The organism is uncultured Mucilaginibacter sp. (assembly GCF_913773635.1).
Lineage (GTDB): Bacteria > Bacteroidota > Bacteroidia > Sphingobacteriales > Sphingobacteriaceae > Mucilaginibacter.
In genome coordinates this window covers 144,542-161,338 of record NZ_CAJYGQ010000008.1, presented here as the reverse complement: position 1 = coordinate 161,338, position 16,797 = coordinate 144,542, and the positions used below count along the sequence as shown (strand labels likewise).

20 protein-coding genes are annotated in these 16,797 nt (G+C 40.4%); 12 read left to right on the top strand and 8 right to left on the bottom strand.

Annotation, left to right across the window (positions count from 1 at the left end; translation table 11 throughout):
• Nucleotides 1–3 precede the first annotated feature (3 nt).
• The gene (locus QZ407_RS10355) at nucleotides 4–369 is read left to right on the top strand and encodes a DUF1304 domain-containing protein (RefSeq protein ID WP_295770580.1); all 366 of its coding nucleotides are present in this window, start codon (nucleotides 4–6) and stop codon (nucleotides 367–369) included.
• A 48-nt stretch (nucleotides 370–417) separates the two neighbouring features.
• Here QZ407_RS10355 and QZ407_RS10350 read toward each other — a convergent pair whose 3' ends face one another.
• Nucleotides 418–1,317: a M12 family metallopeptidase gene (locus QZ407_RS10350; protein ID WP_295770578.1), complete on the bottom strand. Its 900-nt coding sequence runs from the start codon at nucleotides 1,315–1,317 to the stop codon at nucleotides 418–420.
• Nucleotides 1,318–1,546: 229 nt separating this feature from the next.
• Here QZ407_RS10350 and QZ407_RS10345 point away from each other — a divergent pair, with 229 nt between their 5' ends.
• Complete coding sequence (locus QZ407_RS10345) at nucleotides 1,547–2,893, top strand: M20/M25/M40 family metallo-hydrolase (protein WP_295770575.1); 1,347 nt, start codon at nucleotides 1,547–1,549, stop codon at nucleotides 2,891–2,893.
• A gap of 134 nt (nucleotides 2,894–3,027) precedes the next feature.
• Here the strand turns inward: QZ407_RS10345 and QZ407_RS10340 are convergent, their stop codons facing one another.
• The 3 genes from QZ407_RS10340 to QZ407_RS10330 are packed head-to-tail and all read right to left on the bottom strand — an operon-like array spanning nucleotide 3,028 to nucleotide 4,937.
• Nucleotides 3,028–3,822, bottom strand: a complete 795-nt coding sequence (locus QZ407_RS10340) for an ABC transporter permease (protein WP_295770573.1) — start codon at nucleotides 3,820–3,822, stop codon at nucleotides 3,028–3,030.
• A gap of 3 nt (nucleotides 3,823–3,825) precedes the next feature.
• Nucleotides 3,826–4,731, bottom strand: a complete 906-nt coding sequence (locus QZ407_RS10335; protein ID WP_295770570.1) for an ABC transporter ATP-binding protein — start codon at nucleotides 4,729–4,731, stop codon at nucleotides 3,826–3,828.
• Nucleotides 4,725–4,937 (bottom strand): hypothetical protein, encoded by a 213-nt coding sequence (locus QZ407_RS10330; RefSeq protein ID WP_295770568.1) that lies wholly within the window; start codon nucleotides 4,935–4,937, stop codon nucleotides 4,725–4,727. The genes QZ407_RS10335 and QZ407_RS10330 overlap by 7 nt, the downstream gene beginning before the upstream one ends.
• A 201-nt stretch (nucleotides 4,938–5,138) precedes the next feature.
• On the opposite strand from QZ407_RS10330, the gene QZ407_RS10325 reads away from it, so the two are divergent.
• Together QZ407_RS10325 and QZ407_RS10320 are read left to right on the top strand one after the other, a co-directional pair.
• Nucleotides 5,139–6,152: a sensor histidine kinase gene (locus QZ407_RS10325; protein ID WP_295770566.1), complete on the top strand. Its 1,014-nt coding sequence runs from the start codon at nucleotides 5,139–5,141 to the stop codon at nucleotides 6,150–6,152.
• 2 nt (nucleotides 6,153–6,154) lie between these two features.
• Nucleotides 6,155–6,889, top strand: a complete 735-nt coding sequence (locus tag QZ407_RS10320) for a LytTR family DNA-binding domain-containing protein (protein WP_295770564.1) — start codon at nucleotides 6,155–6,157, stop codon at nucleotides 6,887–6,889.
• A gap of 111 nt (nucleotides 6,890–7,000) precedes the next feature.
• On the opposite strand, the gene QZ407_RS10315 is transcribed toward QZ407_RS10320, so the two are convergent.
• From QZ407_RS10315 to metK, 4 genes are all read right to left on the bottom strand, one after another.
• Complete coding sequence (locus QZ407_RS10315; protein WP_295770562.1) at nucleotides 7,001–7,738, bottom strand: lysophospholipid acyltransferase family protein; 738 nt, start codon at nucleotides 7,736–7,738, stop codon at nucleotides 7,001–7,003.
• Between the two features lie 101 nt (nucleotides 7,739–7,839).
• Nucleotides 7,840–8,406, bottom strand: coding sequence for an NUDIX hydrolase (locus QZ407_RS10310; protein ID WP_295770560.1), 567 nt, complete (start codon nucleotides 8,404–8,406; stop codon nucleotides 7,840–7,842).
• A gap of 28 nt (nucleotides 8,407–8,434) precedes the next feature.
• Nucleotides 8,435–9,370, bottom strand: a complete 936-nt coding sequence (locus tag QZ407_RS10305) for an EamA family transporter (protein WP_295770557.1) — start codon at nucleotides 9,368–9,370, stop codon at nucleotides 8,435–8,437.
• 82 nt (nucleotides 9,371–9,452) lie between these two features.
• Nucleotides 9,453–10,703, bottom strand: a complete 1,251-nt coding sequence (gene metK, locus QZ407_RS10300; RefSeq protein WP_295770554.1) for a methionine adenosyltransferase — start codon at nucleotides 10,701–10,703, stop codon at nucleotides 9,453–9,455.
• Nucleotides 10,704–10,926: 223 nt separating this feature from the next.
• On the opposite strand from metK, the gene QZ407_RS10295 reads away from it, so the two are divergent.
• The 8 genes from QZ407_RS10295 to QZ407_RS10260 all read left to right on the top strand — a co-directional run bounded on the left by QZ407_RS10295 (nucleotide 10,927) and on the right by QZ407_RS10260 (nucleotide 16,786).
• Nucleotides 10,927–11,817, top strand: a complete 891-nt coding sequence (locus tag QZ407_RS10295; protein ID WP_295770552.1) for a diacylglycerol kinase family protein — start codon at nucleotides 10,927–10,929, stop codon at nucleotides 11,815–11,817.
• A 15-nt stretch (nucleotides 11,818–11,832) separates the two neighbouring features.
• Entirely contained in the window at nucleotides 11,833–12,177 is a 345-nt protein-coding gene (locus QZ407_RS10290) for a translation initiation factor (protein WP_295770550.1), read from the top strand.
• Nucleotides 12,178–12,650: 473 nt separating this feature from the next.
• Nucleotides 12,651–13,496 (top strand): MotA/TolQ/ExbB proton channel family protein, encoded by an 846-nt coding sequence (locus QZ407_RS10285; protein ID WP_157542770.1) that lies wholly within the window; start codon nucleotides 12,651–12,653, stop codon nucleotides 13,494–13,496.
• A 104-nt stretch (nucleotides 13,497–13,600) separates the two neighbouring features.
• Nucleotides 13,601–14,212: a biopolymer transporter ExbD gene (locus QZ407_RS10280; protein WP_295770547.1), complete on the top strand. Its 612-nt coding sequence runs from the start codon at nucleotides 13,601–13,603 to the stop codon at nucleotides 14,210–14,212.
• A 1-nt stretch (nucleotide 14,213) separates the two neighbouring features.
• The gene (locus QZ407_RS10275; RefSeq protein WP_295770544.1) at nucleotides 14,214–14,756 is read left to right on the top strand and encodes a biopolymer transporter ExbD; all 543 of its coding nucleotides are present in this window, start codon (nucleotides 14,214–14,216) and stop codon (nucleotides 14,754–14,756) included.
• 37 nt (nucleotides 14,757–14,793) lie between these two features.
• Nucleotides 14,794–15,639: an energy transducer TonB gene (locus QZ407_RS10270; protein WP_157542767.1), complete on the top strand. Its 846-nt coding sequence runs from the start codon at nucleotides 14,794–14,796 to the stop codon at nucleotides 15,637–15,639.
• Between the two features lie 8 nt (nucleotides 15,640–15,647).
• Complete coding sequence (locus QZ407_RS10265; RefSeq protein WP_295770541.1) at nucleotides 15,648–15,875, top strand: hypothetical protein; 228 nt, start codon at nucleotides 15,648–15,650, stop codon at nucleotides 15,873–15,875.
• Complete coding sequence (locus QZ407_RS10260) at nucleotides 15,872–16,786, top strand: substrate-binding domain-containing protein (protein ID WP_295770539.1); 915 nt, start codon at nucleotides 15,872–15,874, stop codon at nucleotides 16,784–16,786. Before QZ407_RS10265 ends, QZ407_RS10260 begins: the two co-directional genes overlap by 4 nt.
• Nucleotides 16,787–16,797 lie beyond the last annotated feature (11 nt).

Here is a 16,797-nt window from a genome sequence, read left to right as displayed (position 1 = left end):
TACATGAAATTATTTTCAGCAATTTTGATTGGTTTGGTAGCAATTGAGCACCTCTATATTTTATGGATAGAGATGTTTGCCTGGACAACCAAAGGTAAAGCAACTTTTACCTCTTTACCATCGAATTTATTTGAACAAACTAAAGTGCTTGCGGCAAACCAGGGCTTGTATAACGGTTTTTTAGCGGCCGGTTTAATATGGTCGTTATTAATAGCAGATGAACAATGGGCTTTTAACGTTGCAGTATTCTTTCTGTCATGTGTAATCGTAGCAGCAGTTTACGGAGCTTATACAGCATCAAAGTCAATTTTACTGAAGCAAGGTCTGCCGGCAATACTGGCGCTATTAGTTGCATATTTAAGCCGTTAACAGCATTACGTGTTAATCAAAAAGAGGAGCTTTTGCTCCTCTTTTTGATTAGTTGTTGCCTGCCGGATAAATTTTGGCAATAAAGGCTTTGTCTTTATCCGACAAGTTTCGGTTAAAGCCAATTTCCAGTCCATCGCGGGTAAAGGCGGCGTCAATCGGGTACTGCATAATTGATTCCTTATCCCACGTTGTATTGCGTACGTCTTTTTTACGGTATTTAAAAAATACGTTGCTGTTAACCTGTTCGCGGGTCCAGTTGTTAGGTGGCCCCATGTAGTACTCATAAACAGCCGGTTTATTCCAGTTAATATCGGCGTCGGGGTTTGATTGTTCATGACCTAAACCAATGGCATGGCCGAACTCGTGTACAATGGTACGCCTTAGCTCACGTTCTTCAGTTTGCCGGTTAAACCAACCGTAATTCATGGTTTGCTTGCCTTTTAATTGGTTGGCATAACTACCAATGTAGGACCACGAACCCTTATCTCCGTTAATTTTAAATCCAACCCTTATGTCAGATTGCGCTTTATTATTAGTTTTAACAAATCTGATATTAGCATGTCTCGACCAGTAACGGGCATACTCCATTACCTTGCCGCGTAAATAGGAACTACCGTTAATAAAGTAAACCTTAAGTGTGGCCCCAACCGGCCATTTGTTTCCGCGTACAAATACACCGTTAGTTTCAACGTCCGACGTATCCTCACCCGCTATAACCTTGTCAAGGCAAACCTTAGGAATAGTAAAATCAAGCGGATCTACTGGCTCATCGGCAATTATAGCACTATCCGGCTCGTCAACGCCTTCAGGGTTTCCGGGAGTTGCTATTCCAGGACCTTCAATTTCCTGCTGTGACACCGTATCCTGAATTTCAGCTTCGGGCCCTTTTTCACAAGCTGTCAGGCATATAAGCATAGCAGCAATCGTAAATAAACGCAGCTTTTGCATACAAGTGAACAAATGTTAACTTTTGGTTAATTTGTGATTTAACAAGATTTTTTAAAATTTAGTTTGCCTTAGAGCTAAGTTGTTTAATTTGATTAAACATCTATTGGTTAAACTTTTATTTAAATAACTTCTAATTGCTAAATACCATGTAGAGTTGGTAAAAATGTTGTTCGGTAGGTGGTGTTGCCAAGTATGTACAGTATATTGGTGTACTTAACTCAAACTCCGTATGAAATATAAATTTCTACTTCCCTTGCTATTTGCCGGGCCTGTTGTGGCTCAAACAACTATTAAACAGGATGCCGTTATAAAGCAAATGAACAATGAAGTTTCGGCCCAAAACATTGAGGCGATTGTGCGTAAACTGGTAAGCTTTAAAACCCGCCATACTTTAAGTGACACCACAAGCAAAACCACCGGTATAGGAGCCGCCCGTAATTGGATTAAAGCCGAATATGAACGTTATGCAGTAGCAGCAGATGGAAGAATGAAAGTTGAGTTTGATACATTTACGCAACCCGCCGGAGGCCGTATTGGCAAACCTACTGTTTTAAAAAATGTACTTGCTACCCTAAAAGGTACTAATCCTAATGATACGCGTGTGTACATAGTGACCGGGCATTATGATTCGCGAGTTAATAACGTAATGGATTCGGCATCTGTTGCACCGGGCGCGGTAGATGATGCTTCGGGTACGGCAGTGTCAATGGAACTGGCAAGAGTAATGTCAAAACGTTCATTTCCGGCAACAATAATTTTTATGGCTGTAGTGGGTGAAGAACAGGGTTTAAATGGGTCAACCAACGTAGCTAAGCGGGCAACTGCCGAAAAATGGAATATTGATGCGGTTTTAAACAACGACATTGTTGGTAATACCCTGGGTATGGAAAACGGCATAAAGAATAATACCAACGTGCGTGTATTCAGTGAGGGTGTACCATCAGTAGCCGCAAAAGATTCGAAGGCGCTTAATGCCTTAATTGGCAATGGCGGCGAAAATGATAGCCCTTCGAGGCAATTAGCCCGCTACGTAAAAGAAGTTGCTGAACGCTATGTAAGCCATTTAGATGTTAAAATGGTTTATCGCCGCGATAGGTTTTTGCGTGGAGGTGATCAAACTCCTTTTTTGCAAAGCGGGTTTACGGCAGTGCGCTTTACTGAAATGAATGAAGATTTTACACGCCAGCATCAGGATATTCGTAAAGAAAAAGGTATTGACTATGGCGACTTACCTGATTTTGCCGATTATTCATACATCCAGAAAGTAGCACGTATGAATTTATCTGTATTGGCTAATTTGGCTTCGGCACCGGCACAACCGCAAAATGTAGGCGTTAGTACCAGCGGTTTAACAAATAAAACCACCCTTAAATGGGAAGAGCCGAAAGGTAAGAAGCCGGCCGGATATTACATATTGATGCGTGAAACCATAAGCCCTTACTGGGAGAAAAAAACCTTCGTAACGGGGAATGAATACACGTCTGATTACTCAAAAGATAATTACTTTTTTGCTGTGCAGGCTGTGGATGCCGAAGGGCATGAAAGCCAGGCGGTTTATCCGAAGCCGGTGAAATAAATAAGGCTTTGTTGAGTAGCGTATTTTTGTGTATCTCTTGAAAAATTTTTTGACAGTAGCGGTTTAGCAATTGTTAAAAAGACCAAAGGTCCGTACAGGGCCTTTGGTCTTTAATGTATGATAGGGTTGAGTGATTACTTTATGCTACGGCGCTGTAATATAAAATAGCCTGTAATGAATATTACTACGGCTATAGCCATGCTAATTAACACTTCATTGGTGAAAAATACCGGCGTTTCGGTAGGGCGTATTTTTTTGTTGCCAACGCCCATTACAGATAGCAATGGCTGAGCATAAGGGAACAGGTAAGCATACTCCCAGCGTGCCGGCCCCGTTAGTATAACGCCTGCAATAGTGCCTACAAAACCAATTCCCATGGGTTTAAGAAAATCTTTCCAAAGCAGGCTCATCAAAAATTGCAGTGCAATTATTCCTTGCGATGCAAAAAATAATTTTGCATAAACCTGGAATAGATGTGTTTCAATATGGAAGCCACCAAATTTAAGTTTGGGTTGAATGTTCCCTAACAAGGTGCCAAAGGCTATTGTTAATACAAAAAACAGGGTGAGGGTAATAAGAATCAAAATTACCGCAAATAAGTATTTTGCTGTGTAAATTGACCACTTAGGGATAGGCAAAGTGAACAGTGTTTTCCAGGTATCTGATTTATGTTCAATTACGTTAACAGAGTACGCAACAAATATAATATACATGGGCAACAGCAATGACCCCATTATAGCCAAGGGAATACCGGCAAACTGGCCCCATAACATTTCGGGTGTATGATTAACCAGCTTGTGAGCATTAAAATAGAAGCCTACACTCATAGAAAACATAATAAGCGTAGGTAACAATATGGCACCCCAAAAGCCAAGCGTTTTACGGCTTTTATAAAATTCAGATTGCAGTGATAATAAAAATCCTTTCATGGCTTAGGTTGAGCTTTTTTGGGTAATGTTTAAAAACAATTGTTCCAGGTCTTTTTGCACCTTGCCAATGCTGTAAACACGGTGGCCGTTATTATGCAGCGCAGCGTTTATAGTAGCTGTGTCATCTTTAGAGGTAAAAGGCAGCGTAATAAAGCTATGAGTTACGTGACCAATCTCATATCCGTTGCGCTTTAAATAATTGGCGGCATCGGCAGTGTTATCTGTCTCAACCTGTACCATTGGTTGGCTAATACTTTCCAAGTCCTGAATACTTCCCTGAAATACCAGTTCGCCGCCGTTTATAATACCCACATGGGTTGCCATGCGCTCAACCTCGGCCAGCATATGGCTGCTTACAAATACTGTTTTTCCTTCTTCTTTGGCAAGCTTAATAAGCAGTTCGCGCACCTCAATGATGCCATTTGGGTCGAGGCCGTTAGTAGGCTCGTCAAGTATAAGTAGTTTGGGGTTTGCCAGTAAAGCCAGGCCTATGCCCAGGCGCTGCTTCATCCCTAAAGAGTAATTACCTGCTTTTTTCAGGCCAGCATCATTTAAACCTACAAGCTTAAGCATGTCATCGGCCCGGTTAACCGGAACTTCAAGCAAACGTGCACGGTTGATTAAATTTTCTCTACCGGTAAGATGCGTGTAAATGGCAGGTTGCTCAATAAGCGACCCAATTTGCCTGAGTATTTCTAGGCGGTTGCCCAGCAGCTCGCGCCCAAAAATAGAAATGCTGCCCTCCTGTAATTTTAACAGATTAAGCAGCAATTTTATAGTGGTTGTTTTACCTGCACCGTTTGGCCCTAAAAAGCCAAATATGCTTCCCTCAGGTACCTGTAGCGCCAGTGATTTTATTACCGGCTGGTTGCCAAAGTAAAAGTTTAGGTTTTCGGTTTTTATTACCATGTTTTTTGCTGTGAAATGGCACAAACAGCTTTTACAAAGTGTACACCTTTTGAAAATAAAGATGTAGTATGCTCAACTGTGGCAACTTCACTACCTTGGGTTAATGCTTTAGCTTGTTCAAATTGATAGCTAACGCCAAGTATTAATGCAAATACTACTGGTACTAATAGTAATATAAAAGGGTTGATGTTTGATAGCTTTTTCATTGTGACTGATTTGATGAAACAAAGTAAATTCAAAAAATTGATGTGTTAAACTTAATTAGACCAACTGCCCTCATTTATAGATGAACCGGAATTTTACCCGACAAATCGGTTCATCGATTTTAAAAGCCGGTTCATCGGCAAAATAACATGGTGTATATAATTTGATATGGCATTTACAGCTTTAAACCTATATTAGGAGCAATGAAAAAAAGCTGGCAAATATTCTGGCATTTCTTTTTTTGGATAAGCATGATCTCGTTTTTCATGTTTATTGCACACAATAACTCCAAAATAGCAACGGTTAATTTGCTGGTAACTTTTGTTGGGTATGGAGCAATAAACATTGGGTTGTTTTATCTCAATTATCTCGCCTTCATCCCTAAGTTTCTTGATAAAAAGAACTATGGTAAATATGTGCTCTATGTGCTGCTGGCGGTAGTTATTGTAGGCTTTTTTAAGTACGGGGTAGGATGGATATTTCATGAATACATCCTTACCGGGCGCAACGGAAAAACCATCAACTTTGCATCATACTATACCAGCGCCTTATTCACCAGCATTATATTTATACTTTTAAGCTTATTGCTGCATTTTACGGTCGATTGGTTTTTAAACGAGCGTATACAACGCGATTTGGAAAACCAACGCCTTACTGCCGAACTGGCTTTGCTAAAGTCGCAAATCAATCCCCATTTTTTATTCAACTCATTAAACAGTATTTATTCGCTTGCCTATCAGCGTGCTGACAATACGCCCGATGCTATTCTTAAACTTTCGGAAATTATGCGGTACATGCTGTACGAGTGTAATGACAACAAGGTTGATTTAGCTAAAGAAGTACAGTATTTGCAAAATTATATTGATCTGCAAAAAATACGGTTTGGTGAAAAATGTTATGTTAACTTTGATATTGACGGTATTATTAGCAAACAGCAAATTGTACCGTTGCTGCTTATATCATTCATTGAAAATGCCTTTAAGCATGGTGTAGCCAATGATCCTGCTTCGCCAATTTTGTTAAAGATATCTGTTGATGAGGGCAGTCTTCATTTTTACATGCATAACAAAAAGCATTTACTTAATCGTGATGCAGCCGGAGGAATAGGCCTGGTAAATGTAAAGCGCCGGTTAAAGCTGTTATACCCGGGCCAGTATCACTTAAATATTAGCGATACTAACGATACTTATACTTGTGAATTATCATTAGTTTTATAACCATGATACGATGTTTGGTAGTTGATGATGAGCCTTTGGCTTTAAATGTGGTGGAAGACTACATTGCAAAGATTCCGTTTTTGCAATTAGTTAAAGCTACCACCAGTGCCATTGAAGCACTTACTTTAGTGCAGGATGGCAGCATCGATCTTGTTTTTTTAGATGTGCAAATGCCCGAGCTTACCGGCATCCAATTTATGCGCATAGCCAACGGTAAAGCTAAAATTATTTTAACTACAGCCTACCCGGAGTATGCTTTACAAGGTTATGAGCTTGATGCGGTTGATTATTTATTAAAACCCATTGCGTTCGACAGGTTCTTCAGGGCTGCTCAAAAAGTACAGGCAACACTGTTTCCAAGCAGCGCCAAGCCAGCTGAAAAGGAGGAAGTGCAGCACCAAGCCCAGTCAGATATATCAAACGATTTTATTTTTGTAAAAACCGAGCATAAAATTCAAAAGGTTTATCTCAACAGTATTCTTTTCATTGAGGGTTTGAAGGATTACATCTCAATTTTTACGCCTACGGAGCGCATTATTACGCTTCAAAATATGAAAAAGGTTGAAGATGCATTGCCCGAGCGGCATTTTATTCGTGTACACCGGTCATATATTGTAGCACTAAATAAAATTGACAGCATTGAAAGAAGCCGCATTTTTATAGGTGACAAAATAATACCCATAGGTGATACCTACCGCGATGATTTCTTTAAAATGGTAGAGGAAAAGAATATTTAAAAGAAAGTCAAGAGGATAGAGTCAGGAATCAAGATGCATGTCAGTATGTACCTTAGATTCTAAAAGAAAATGCTCTGAGTGTATGTTCTATAAGGTAGTCTGTATTCTTGACTACGTATTCTGTACTCTGAGTTTAATCGCTTCTTCAACTTCGTTAACCAGTTCATCAGCCGGGCGACCATTGGGTTCAATAGGTGCAAGCACTTCAAATGTTAAATGTTCAAACGTACTTAAAGGATAAATCCCCCACTGCACCATTTTCCACGCGTTATTGATAGCAATAGGAACTAACAGCGCATTAGGGCATTTTTTCAATATGGTTGCAATGCCGGCCGATTGAAAAGGTTTTACATGCCCGTCTTTTGATCGGGTACCTTCAGGGAAAATCACGGTCGACCAATTGCGTTCTTTCATGCGCAAGCCTAAATTACTTAACTCGGTAATTGATTGCCGCCTGTCGTTACGGTCAATATTGGCACCGCCGCCCACCTTTAGGTTATACGATATAGAAAGGATACCTTTTGTAAGCTCAATTTTGGAAATAAATTTGGCATGATAAGCGCGCAAATTGTAAATAAGCGGCGGTATATCATACATGCTTTGATGATTGGCTATAAAAATAATAGGGCGGCCAACAGGTAAATTTTGCTTGTTGGTAAATGTTACCCGGTTAAAAAGCAAATAGTAGGTTGATGTTAAAAATCCGTTTAAAATATCAACAGAGCGCTTGTGCGGACCATAGCCACCCCAGTTGTAGCACATCCATTGTATGGGTTGAAATACAAGTAATATAAACCCGAAAGCTACGTAATGCAGTGCCGAAAATATATAGCCTAAAAGTTTTCGCATAACAGAACCTCAAAGGTAATAATTAAGAGGCAAGAGCCAAGAATCAGGAGTCAAGATTTTGATAGGCTGAATATTACCTTATGACCGGCTTACTGAAACAGTTAAGATCCCAGTTTGCCTTCCAAAATTAAAAGTTGCGCCCTGAGTACGGCTGCCACTGTCATGGAGTCGGTAATTGTACCATCACAAACCATTTCATAAACCTCTGCAAAGGGTACCTTTTTAACAATAAGCTGTTCTGTTTCTTCGGGCTCGGCTTCAAATTGTTCAAGATTATGAGCCAGGTAACAAATGCTATATTCATCACTTACAGAGTTTGAAAGATGCATGCGTACCAGTTCGGTCCATTTATTTGCCTTCAGTCCTGTCTCTTCCAATAGTTCGCGTTTGGCCGCATCCAGCGGTTCTTCATCAAGAGGACCGCCCCCTTCGGGCATTTCCCAGCTATACTGATTTATAGTAAAACGAAACTGACCTACAAGGTAAGTGTTCATGTCTTCATCTAACGGTAGAACACCAATAGCACGGTTCTTGAAATGCACTTTGCCATAAATGCCATTGGTACCTGTGGGTGTGATTACATTGTAGTGAGTAAGCCTAATCCAGGGGTTGTCGTAAACTTCATTTTTAGATATTATTTTCCAGGGATTGTCTTGAAGGTTTTGCATGTACTAATATAAATGTAATAGTGAAATACTACGCCGCCTGCTTTTTTGATAGCGCCTGTTTGTAACCGGTTACGTTTACCAATAAAATGCCAATTAAAATTACTGCAAGGCCTAAAAGTTGTCCGCTGTGCAATTTTTCGTCGGCCATAAGCCAGCCTAATATAACCGCAACTACAGGGTTAACATAGGTGTAGGTGCTAATGAGTGCCGGTGCAACATGCCCTAGTAGCCAAATGTAGGCAACATAAGCAATGAGCGAACCGAAAGTTATTAAAAATACCATGCCAAGCCATGCATTTAACGGGATAGTGGTTATTTCAAAAGCTCGAAATTCGCCTGCACAAAATGCAATTAATGCACTGAATAAACTTGCAGCAACAAGTTGTATACTACTGTTCATAATTACCGAACTGCTGCCTTTATGCTTTTTTGTTACCAGCGAGCCAACAACCCATAGCATAGCTCCAATTTGCACACCAATCATAGCAATCAGCTTCATGGATGATTCTTTGGCTTCGTGCTCGCCCAGGTTAATGAAGAGTACAATGCCTATAAAGCCTATCAAGAGGCCTGAAATAATAAATTTATCTGAAAAGTACTTTTGCCAATTTGCTTTATCTAAAAGTAAAAACCATAAAGGCTGCGCTGCTATTAAAACGGCAACCTGCCCCGATGTTATGTACTGTTCGGCCCAGGCTACCATGCCGGTGCCGCCAACCAGCATAAGTATACCGCTTAACGCTTGCAGGCCAAATACTGGTAATGATAGGAAACGCTCGCGTTTAAGAATGCAAAACGCAAGCATGAGCAGTCCGGCTACCAGGTAGCGCATGGCCACTAAAATAAAGGGTGGAAAGCCTGTTAGTGCAAATCTTACCGCCAGATAAGTAGACCCCCAAATAATGTATACTGCCGCAAACGACAATATAAAAAGCAGGCGTGAGGGAGCAGCTGAATATGGCATTGCCCTAAGATATAAAAACACAGGCAAAAAAAGAGCGGCCCGGTAATTACCAGGCCGCTTAAAATATAGTTGTAATAAAGTTTTATAAGCTGAATGCTTGTTTTACTTTATCTACATAATCAAGCTTTTCCCAGGTAAATAGCTCAACTTCTTTGGTTACCTGCCGGCCCTCAGGGCTTACAAAGGTTTTAGTGACAGTTTCACTTGGTTTACCAAAATGCCCGTAAGCCGCGGTTTCGCTATAAATTGGGTTACGCAGTTTGAAGCGGGTTTCAATTGCGTATGGACGCATATCAAAGATGCCCTCAACCTTTTTAGCAATTTCGCCGTCAGACAGGCCTACCTTTGCTGTGCCGTAAGTATTTACGTAAATACCCATAGGCTCGGCTACGCCAATAGCATATGATACCTGAACCAACACCTCATTGCAAATACCGGCAGCTACCAGATTTTTAGCAATATGACGGGTTGCATAAGCAGCCGAACGGTCAACTTTTGAAGGGTCTTTACCTGAAAATGCGCCACCACCATGTGCACCTTTACCACCGTAAGTATCAACAATAATTTTACGGCCTGTTAAGCCGGTATCACCATGTGGGCCGCCAATAACAAATTTACCGGTTGGGTTAATATGGTAATTGATATCATCGTTAAAGAAGTGAGCATATTTAGGATAACGCGCTTTCACACGTGGTATAAGGATGTTTATTATGTCCTCACGAATTTTTGCCAGCATGGCTTCATCATCAGCAAAATCATCGTGCTGGGTTGATATTACAATAGCATCAATACGCTGAGGCTGGTTGTTATCATCATACTCTAGTGTTACCTGTGATTTTGCATCAGGGCGTAAATATTTGATGTCGGTACCTTCTCTGCGTACAGCTGCAAGCTCAATTAATAAAGCGTGAGCTATATCTAACGCTAAAGGCATGTAGTTTTCGGTTTCAACGGTTGCGTAACCAAACATCATACCCTGGTCGCCGGCACCTTGCTGCTCGCGGTCTTGCTTGTCAACACCCTGATTAATATCAGGAGATTGCTCATGAATGGCCGAAAGTACACCGCATGAGTTACCATCAAACATGTACTCGCCTTTAGTGTAGCCAATACGGTTAATTACATCGCGTGCAATTTTTTGCACGTCGAGGTATGCAGTTGATTTTACCTCACCCGCTAAAATTACCTGTCCTGTTGTAACTAAGGTTTCACAGGCAACTTTCGATTCAGCGTCAAATGCTAAAAAATTATCAATCAGTGCGTCCGATATCTGGTCGGCTACTTTATCCGGGTGTCCTTCTGAAACGGACTCTGAAGTGAATAAATAAGGCATAAAAAATCAGTCAATAATAAACGTAAGTTAACAGAAAGTAAGCGTATTGAACCTGGATTGGTAAAAAAGGGAAAAGAATGGGTTTAGCACTTTTTTACGTGGTTGCAATCCTTACTACCATCAGGTAGTATAATCAAATCAGTCCACTTTCGGGTAGCAAAAGTAAAACAATTTTACAAAAGCCGAAAATAGGCTTACTTTTGGCTGCGAAAAAGATAGCTCGTTGAAAAGGAAAGTCTTATTTGTTATAAATCCTATTGCCGGGGGCAAGGCCAAGAACCATGTTCCGGGGCTTATACAACAACATATCGACGGTTCGGCTATCGACTACACCATTGTATTTACTGAAGAAGCAGGCCATGCCCACTGGCTGGCTAAAGATGCTGTAAGCACCTACCAATCTATTATAGCAGTAGGAGGGGATGGTACCGTTAACGAAGTAGCATCGGCCGTGGTTGGTACAAACGCAGCTTTAGGTGTGTTGCCTTTCGGTTCGGGTAATGGTCTTTCCAGGTTTTTAGGTATACCTATGGATACCGGTCAGGCTATCCGCAACATTAATAGTAATAAGGTTGAAAGCATAGATGCCGGCCAGCTAAATGGGCAATGGTTTTTTAATATGGCTGGTATGGGTTTTGATGCGCACATAAGCCAGGTATTTGCACAACAAAAGGCAAGAGGTTTCATTACTTACTTCAAATCGGCAGTAAAGGAAATACTTAACTACCGGTCAGAAAGCTATCAACTGCAGATAGACGGCGCAGATTACAACCGTGAAGCTTTCATGCTGAGTTTTGCTAACTCGTCGCAATATGGTAATAATGCACACGTATCGCCAAGGGCTTCGGTGCAGGATGGTTTGCTGGACGTTTGCGTTATAAAGCCATTCCCTTTATACCGGTTTCCGGAAATGGGAATGCGTATGTTTACCAAAACAGCCGATAAATCAAAATACGTTGAAATTATACGTGGTAAAAACATTAGTATAAAACGCGGAAACCCTGGTGCCGTACATGTTGACGGCGAGCCGCAAACAGCAGGTGTAACCGCCGAGGTGCATATTGTTCCGCGTTCACTAAACGTTATTGTTGGTACAAATTACCACCGCGTTTAAATAAATATTGAGGTTATGTCTAAAAAAAACCAGCGCCGAAATGATGGTATTATGTACTCAACCAATCCTGAATTTGAGTACCACAATGATGACAACGGCGATGTAAGCACGCCTGCCCCCAATCAACAAAACCTTAAAATATACCTCGACCGTAAAGGCGGGGGCAAATTGGTTACACGCGTTACCGGTTTTGCCGGTTCCGAGGCAGATTTGGAAGCTTTAGGAAAAAAACTTAAAACCAAATGTGGTGTTGGAGGTTCGGTAAAGGATTATGAAATTTTAATTCAGGGCGATTTCAGAGATAAAATTCTGTTACAACTTACCGATGATGGCTATAAAGCTAAAAAGGCGGGAGGTTGAATTTAACACAGCGTTTGTTTAAATTTCAATATCCAAGACGTTTTTTTGAAAATTAAAAAGCTTAGTTGCGGTTTTTTATGAAAAGTTTTTAAAAAAATACAGTTTTTAACGTTTTTGGATAGGGTAGGCATGCGCAAACCGTATATTGTGCGCCTTAAGTTTAAAAAAAATGGCTTAAACTGCATCTATATCAGTTTAGTTACACTTTTTTAGTACCGTAGCCTTGATAGTTTTAAAAAAAATGGCTTTCATTGCAAAAAATTGTTTGTTGAAACATAATATATGGCCTTAATTACGTTATAAATAAACTTCAAACGTATTATAAGCTTGTAAATACAAACGTTAAATAATTATGAAGAATTTCAAATTGAATAGTTTTATCTGATTTAAATTATAAATTTGTTATTCGCACAACAGCGTATATTTAATTAACTAAATATTATAAACAAAAACTAAAACTAAATTTTTAAGTAATGGCAACCGCACCATCAAAACCAACTACTCCTGTTAAAAAAGAAAGCTCAGGTACCTCAAGTACTTTTGCGTCTTTAGTTATTCCTATTTGTTTCGTTATAGCAGTGTTACTGTTTATATTCGTTTTGGGTGATCCAAGCCATTACAAAGGTGGTGATGTTGAACACGGAGAGCCAACCGATTACTTTGGTACTATCCACAAAGGTGGTCCAATCGTTCCTGTGTTAATGACCTGCTTCCTGATGATGGCAGTATTTTCAATTGAGCGTTTTGTAGTTATCAATAAAGCTGCCGGTACTGGTAACGTTGATGCATTCGTTAGAAAAATCAACGCTTTCTTAAACCAAGGTAACATTGATGCTGCCAGCGCTGAGTGTGACAAGCAAAAAGGTTCGGTAGCAAACGTTATCAAATCAGGGTTAAAAAAATACCGTGAAATGGAAGCTGAAGAAAACCTTGACGTAGATCAAAAAACTTTAGCTATTCAAAAAGACATTGAAGAAGCTACTGCTTTAGAGATGCCTATGTTAGAGCAAAACTTAACTATCATTGCAACCTTAGTATCAGTAGGTACACTTATTGGCTTATTGGGTACAGTGGTAGGTATGATTGGTGCATTCCGCGCACTGGCAACTTCAGGTGCTCCTAACCAGGCTGAATTATCATCTCACATTTCTGAGGCGTTAATTAACACTGCATTGGGTATCTTAACTTCAGCGTTATCAATTATCTCTTACAACGTATTTACGTCTAAAATTGATAAATTAACTTACGCTATTGACGAGACTGGTTTCAGCATCGTACAAACATTTGCTGCTTCACACAAGAACAAAGCAAGATACTAAAATTTGGTTTTGATATAACATTCTTGCCCGCCGCCCGCATTTACAGCGGCGGGCAGGTTTGAATAATTAACCGGTTATAGTATTTATTTAAGAGACAAACAGAAATGCCAAGAGTAAAAATTCCAAGAAAGAGTACAGCAATTGACATGACGGCCATGTGTGACGTTGCGTTCCTTTTGCTTACCTTCTTTATATTAACGGCAAAACCTAAGGTGGAGGATCCGGTTCCGGTTGATACTCCTGCTTCTACAGCACAAACACTTCTTCCGGAAAGTGATATTGCCACGCTAACTATTGGCGGTAAAGGCAAAGTGTTTTTTGGTGTTGAAGGTTTTGAAGTACGTAAGCAATTGTTGCTGCGTATGGGCGACAGATATAAAATCAGCTTTACGCCTTCAGAGGTAAACAAGTTTTCGGTTATGCCAAACATTGGTGTGCCTATTGCACAGGTTAAACAATACCTGAGTTTTGATGGCGACCAAATGAAAGAGTTTAAAGCTCCAGGTATCCCAACCGATTCAGTTAGCAACGAATTGTTCAACTGGATTTATGAAGCCCGCGTAGTAACCAAAAATATTTCGGGTAAAGAGCTTCGTGTTACCATCAAAGGTGACAGCCAGGAAGAGTATCCGACTATCCAAAAAATTATTGCCATTCTGCAAAAGCAGGAAGTAAACAAATTCAGTTTAATTACATCATTAAGAGGAAAAGAATAACATGGCAGAATTAGATACCTCCGGTGGGGGTAAGAAAAAAGGTGGTAAGGTAAGAAGTAAAAAACAATCAACCCGCGTTGACTTAACCGCGATGGTGGATTTAGCTTTCTTACTGGTAACCTTCTTTATGCTTACCACTACCCTGTCAAAAGCAAAGGCAATGGATTTAGCCATGCCTGATAAAGATGATCAGAAGCCTGATGTACAGGAGCCAATTGCGGCCTCAAGAACGCTTACCGTGTTATTAGGCAGCAACAATAAACTGGAATGGTTTATTGGCGTACCTGGAGAATCACTTACCCCGCCAACCGTTGATGGTTACGGTAAAGAAGGTTTCCGTAAAGTACTTGTAGAGCAAGGTCAGAGAATTAAGCAATCTACCGGTAAGGAAATGTTTGTTATTATTAAGCCAAGTGATAAATCTGTTTATAAAAACATGATTGACGTTATTGATGAGCTTAACATCACAAACAACAAGCTATACGCAATTGTTGATATCACACCAGTTGAAATAGACTTGCTTAAAAGAGATAAAATTTATTAATCATCAGCACTTGTGTTGAATTTGAAAAACTAATGTCATGGCTATTTTAGGATCAAAATTAGACATACTGAAACCTGAATGGCTTGATGTTGTTTTTGCTGACCGTAACAAATCTTACGGTGCATACGAACTACGTAAAACCAACCCGCGCAGCACTATGATTGCGTTGTTTATTACGATAAGTTTGTTTGCGTTTGCAGTATCACTGCCAACCATCATTAACAAAATCAAAGGTTTTATACCTAAGCCAAAAGAGAAGGTTAAAATTGAAGAAGTGGTGCTTACGCCGCCACCACCATTGAACGAAGCAGAGCCACCTCCGCCGCCGCCGCCAAGCCCTGAGCCTCAAAAGCCAAAGGTTGACCAGGTGAAATTCCCGCCCCCGGTTGTTAAACCAGATGAGCAGGTACGCGAGAAAGATCCACCAAGCCAGGAAGATCTTAAAGTGGCCGACCCTGGACAGAAAGACATCAAAGGTGACCCTACGCAAACAGTTCGTATTGACGAGCCGGTAGGTAACGCACCAGTGAGCGCTGCAGTAACAGAGTCAAACCCAAATGAGATTTTTACCTCAGTAGAGCAGTTACCTGACTTTCCGGGTGGTATGGCCGGCTTTGGTAAGTACCTTAACAAAGCTTTGCGTTATCCTGCCGTGGCATCTGAAAACGGTGTACAAGGTCGTGTAAACGTAACCTTCGTAGTAGAACGCGACGGTAGCTTAACCGACATCAAACCAATTGGCCGTACATTAGGCTCAGGTTTAGAAGAAGAAGCTATCCGTGTATTAAAGAATTCTCCAAAATGGTCACCAGGTAAACAAAACGGCCGTGCAGTACGTGTACAGTACACCGTTCCAATTGTATTTACTTTGCAAGATCAATAAGATTATTCATGTTAAATTCAAATAACGATGAACAAAAATCGCCCCAAAGGCGGTTTTTGTTTATTTTAGGCGCAGCCTTATTCATCGTAGTCATCATCCTCGGCTTGATGATTATGTTCTGGGACAAGCTTCCTCTTAATTTATCGCAAACGCAACGGTACACCTTTGGTGGACTTTTTATTGTATACGGCGTACTGCGTTTTATCCGCATTGTAAGAACAGACAACCGCAGATGAGCAACAGCATAAAAATTATTATTTGCAGCATTCTTGTCATCATTGTTTTCGGTATGTGCCGTCAACAACAGGCTTCACAAGTTAAAGGTGACGATACTTTTGTTAAAGGTAAGGCACTATTTCTGGCTGATGAATCGTTTAAGCCTATATTGGATCAGGAAGCTTACGTATTCAAAGCGTTGTTTACCGAGGCCAAGCCTGAGTTTGTATATAAATCAGAGAATGAAGCGCTAAAGCTCTTTTTGGAAGATAGCATACGGGTTGCCATTTTGTCACGTGAGCTAAATCCATCTGAGTTAGGGATACTTGAGCGCCGTGGTTTACCACCGGATGTGCACAGGTTTGCTGTTGATGCTATTGCGTTGATAGTCAATCAACAATCTGCCGATACAACTATATCTGTAAAGCAAATTAAAGATATGCTTAACGGTAAAACAATGACCGATAAGAATATTGTGTTTGATAACCCAAATTCGAGTTTGGTAAGATATTTGAAAGACTTTTCGGGTAACAAAGAGTTAAAAGAGAAGAACATTTATGCTTTACAATCAAATAAAGATGTAATAAAGTATGTAAGCGAGCATCCGAACTCAATAGGCATAGTTGGCTTTAGCTGGCTTGACGACCCTGATAAGGATTATGCGGATGCGGTAAGCAAGGTGAAAATAGTTGGCGTTAAAGATGAAAGTAATGACAAATCGCCGACAGAGTACTTTAAACCTAACCAAACTACATTAGCTCTAAAACAATATCCGCTTATTCGTGGTCTGTATATACTTAACAGCACCGGGAAGATGGGATTAGCAGCAGGATTTGCTGCATTTATAAAGAGCGACCGCGGACAAAGGATTATTTTGAAATCGGGTTTATTGCCTGATTCAATACCGCAGCGGGAAATGATTTTAAAATAAATAAGTAACTA

Coding starts and splice junctions, on each gene's coding strand:
- metK (WP_295770554.1), bottom strand. CDS start 10,703: ATGCCTTATTTATTCACTTCAGAGTCCGTTTCAGAAGGACACCCGGAT.
- QZ407_RS10335 (WP_295770570.1), bottom strand. CDS start 4,731: ATGGTAATAAAAACCGAAAACCTAAACTTTTACTTTGGCAACCAGCCG.
- QZ407_RS10265 (WP_295770541.1), top strand. CDS start 15,648: ATGTTAAATTCAAATAACGATGAACAAAAATCGCCCCAAAGGCGGTTT.
- QZ407_RS10340 (WP_295770573.1), bottom strand. CDS start 3,822: ATGAAAGGATTTTTATTATCACTGCAATCTGAATTTTATAAAAGCCGT.
- QZ407_RS10350 (WP_295770578.1), bottom strand. CDS start 1,317: ATGCAAAAGCTGCGTTTATTTACGATTGCTGCTATGCTTATATGCCTG.
- QZ407_RS10285 (WP_157542770.1), top strand. CDS start 12,651: ATGGCAACCGCACCATCAAAACCAACTACTCCTGTTAAAAAAGAAAGC.
- QZ407_RS10305 (WP_295770557.1), bottom strand. CDS start 9,370: ATGCCATATTCAGCTGCTCCCTCACGCCTGCTTTTTATATTGTCGTTT.
- QZ407_RS10345 (WP_295770575.1), top strand. CDS start 1,547: ATGAAATATAAATTTCTACTTCCCTTGCTATTTGCCGGGCCTGTTGTG.
- QZ407_RS10315 (WP_295770562.1), bottom strand. CDS start 7,738: ATGCGAAAACTTTTAGGCTATATATTTTCGGCACTGCATTACGTAGCT.
- QZ407_RS10260 (WP_295770539.1), top strand. CDS start 15,872: ATGAGCAACAGCATAAAAATTATTATTTGCAGCATTCTTGTCATCATT.
- QZ407_RS10310 (WP_295770560.1), bottom strand. CDS start 8,406: ATGCAAAACCTTCAAGACAATCCCTGGAAAATAATATCTAAAAATGAA.
- QZ407_RS10355 (WP_295770580.1), top strand. CDS start 4: ATGAAATTATTTTCAGCAATTTTGATTGGTTTGGTAGCAATTGAGCAC.
- QZ407_RS10275 (WP_295770544.1), top strand. CDS start 14,214: ATGGCAGAATTAGATACCTCCGGTGGGGGTAAGAAAAAAGGTGGTAAG.
- QZ407_RS10330 (WP_295770568.1), bottom strand. CDS start 4,937: ATGAAAAAGCTATCAAACATCAACCCTTTTATATTACTATTAGTACCA.
- QZ407_RS10320 (WP_295770564.1), top strand. CDS start 6,155: ATGATACGATGTTTGGTAGTTGATGATGAGCCTTTGGCTTTAAATGTG.
- QZ407_RS10290 (WP_295770550.1), top strand. CDS start 11,833: ATGTCTAAAAAAAACCAGCGCCGAAATGATGGTATTATGTACTCAACC.
- QZ407_RS10325 (WP_295770566.1), top strand. CDS start 5,139: ATGAAAAAAAGCTGGCAAATATTCTGGCATTTCTTTTTTTGGATAAGC.
- QZ407_RS10280 (WP_295770547.1), top strand. CDS start 13,601: ATGCCAAGAGTAAAAATTCCAAGAAAGAGTACAGCAATTGACATGACG.
- QZ407_RS10270 (WP_157542767.1), top strand. CDS start 14,794: ATGGCTATTTTAGGATCAAAATTAGACATACTGAAACCTGAATGGCTT.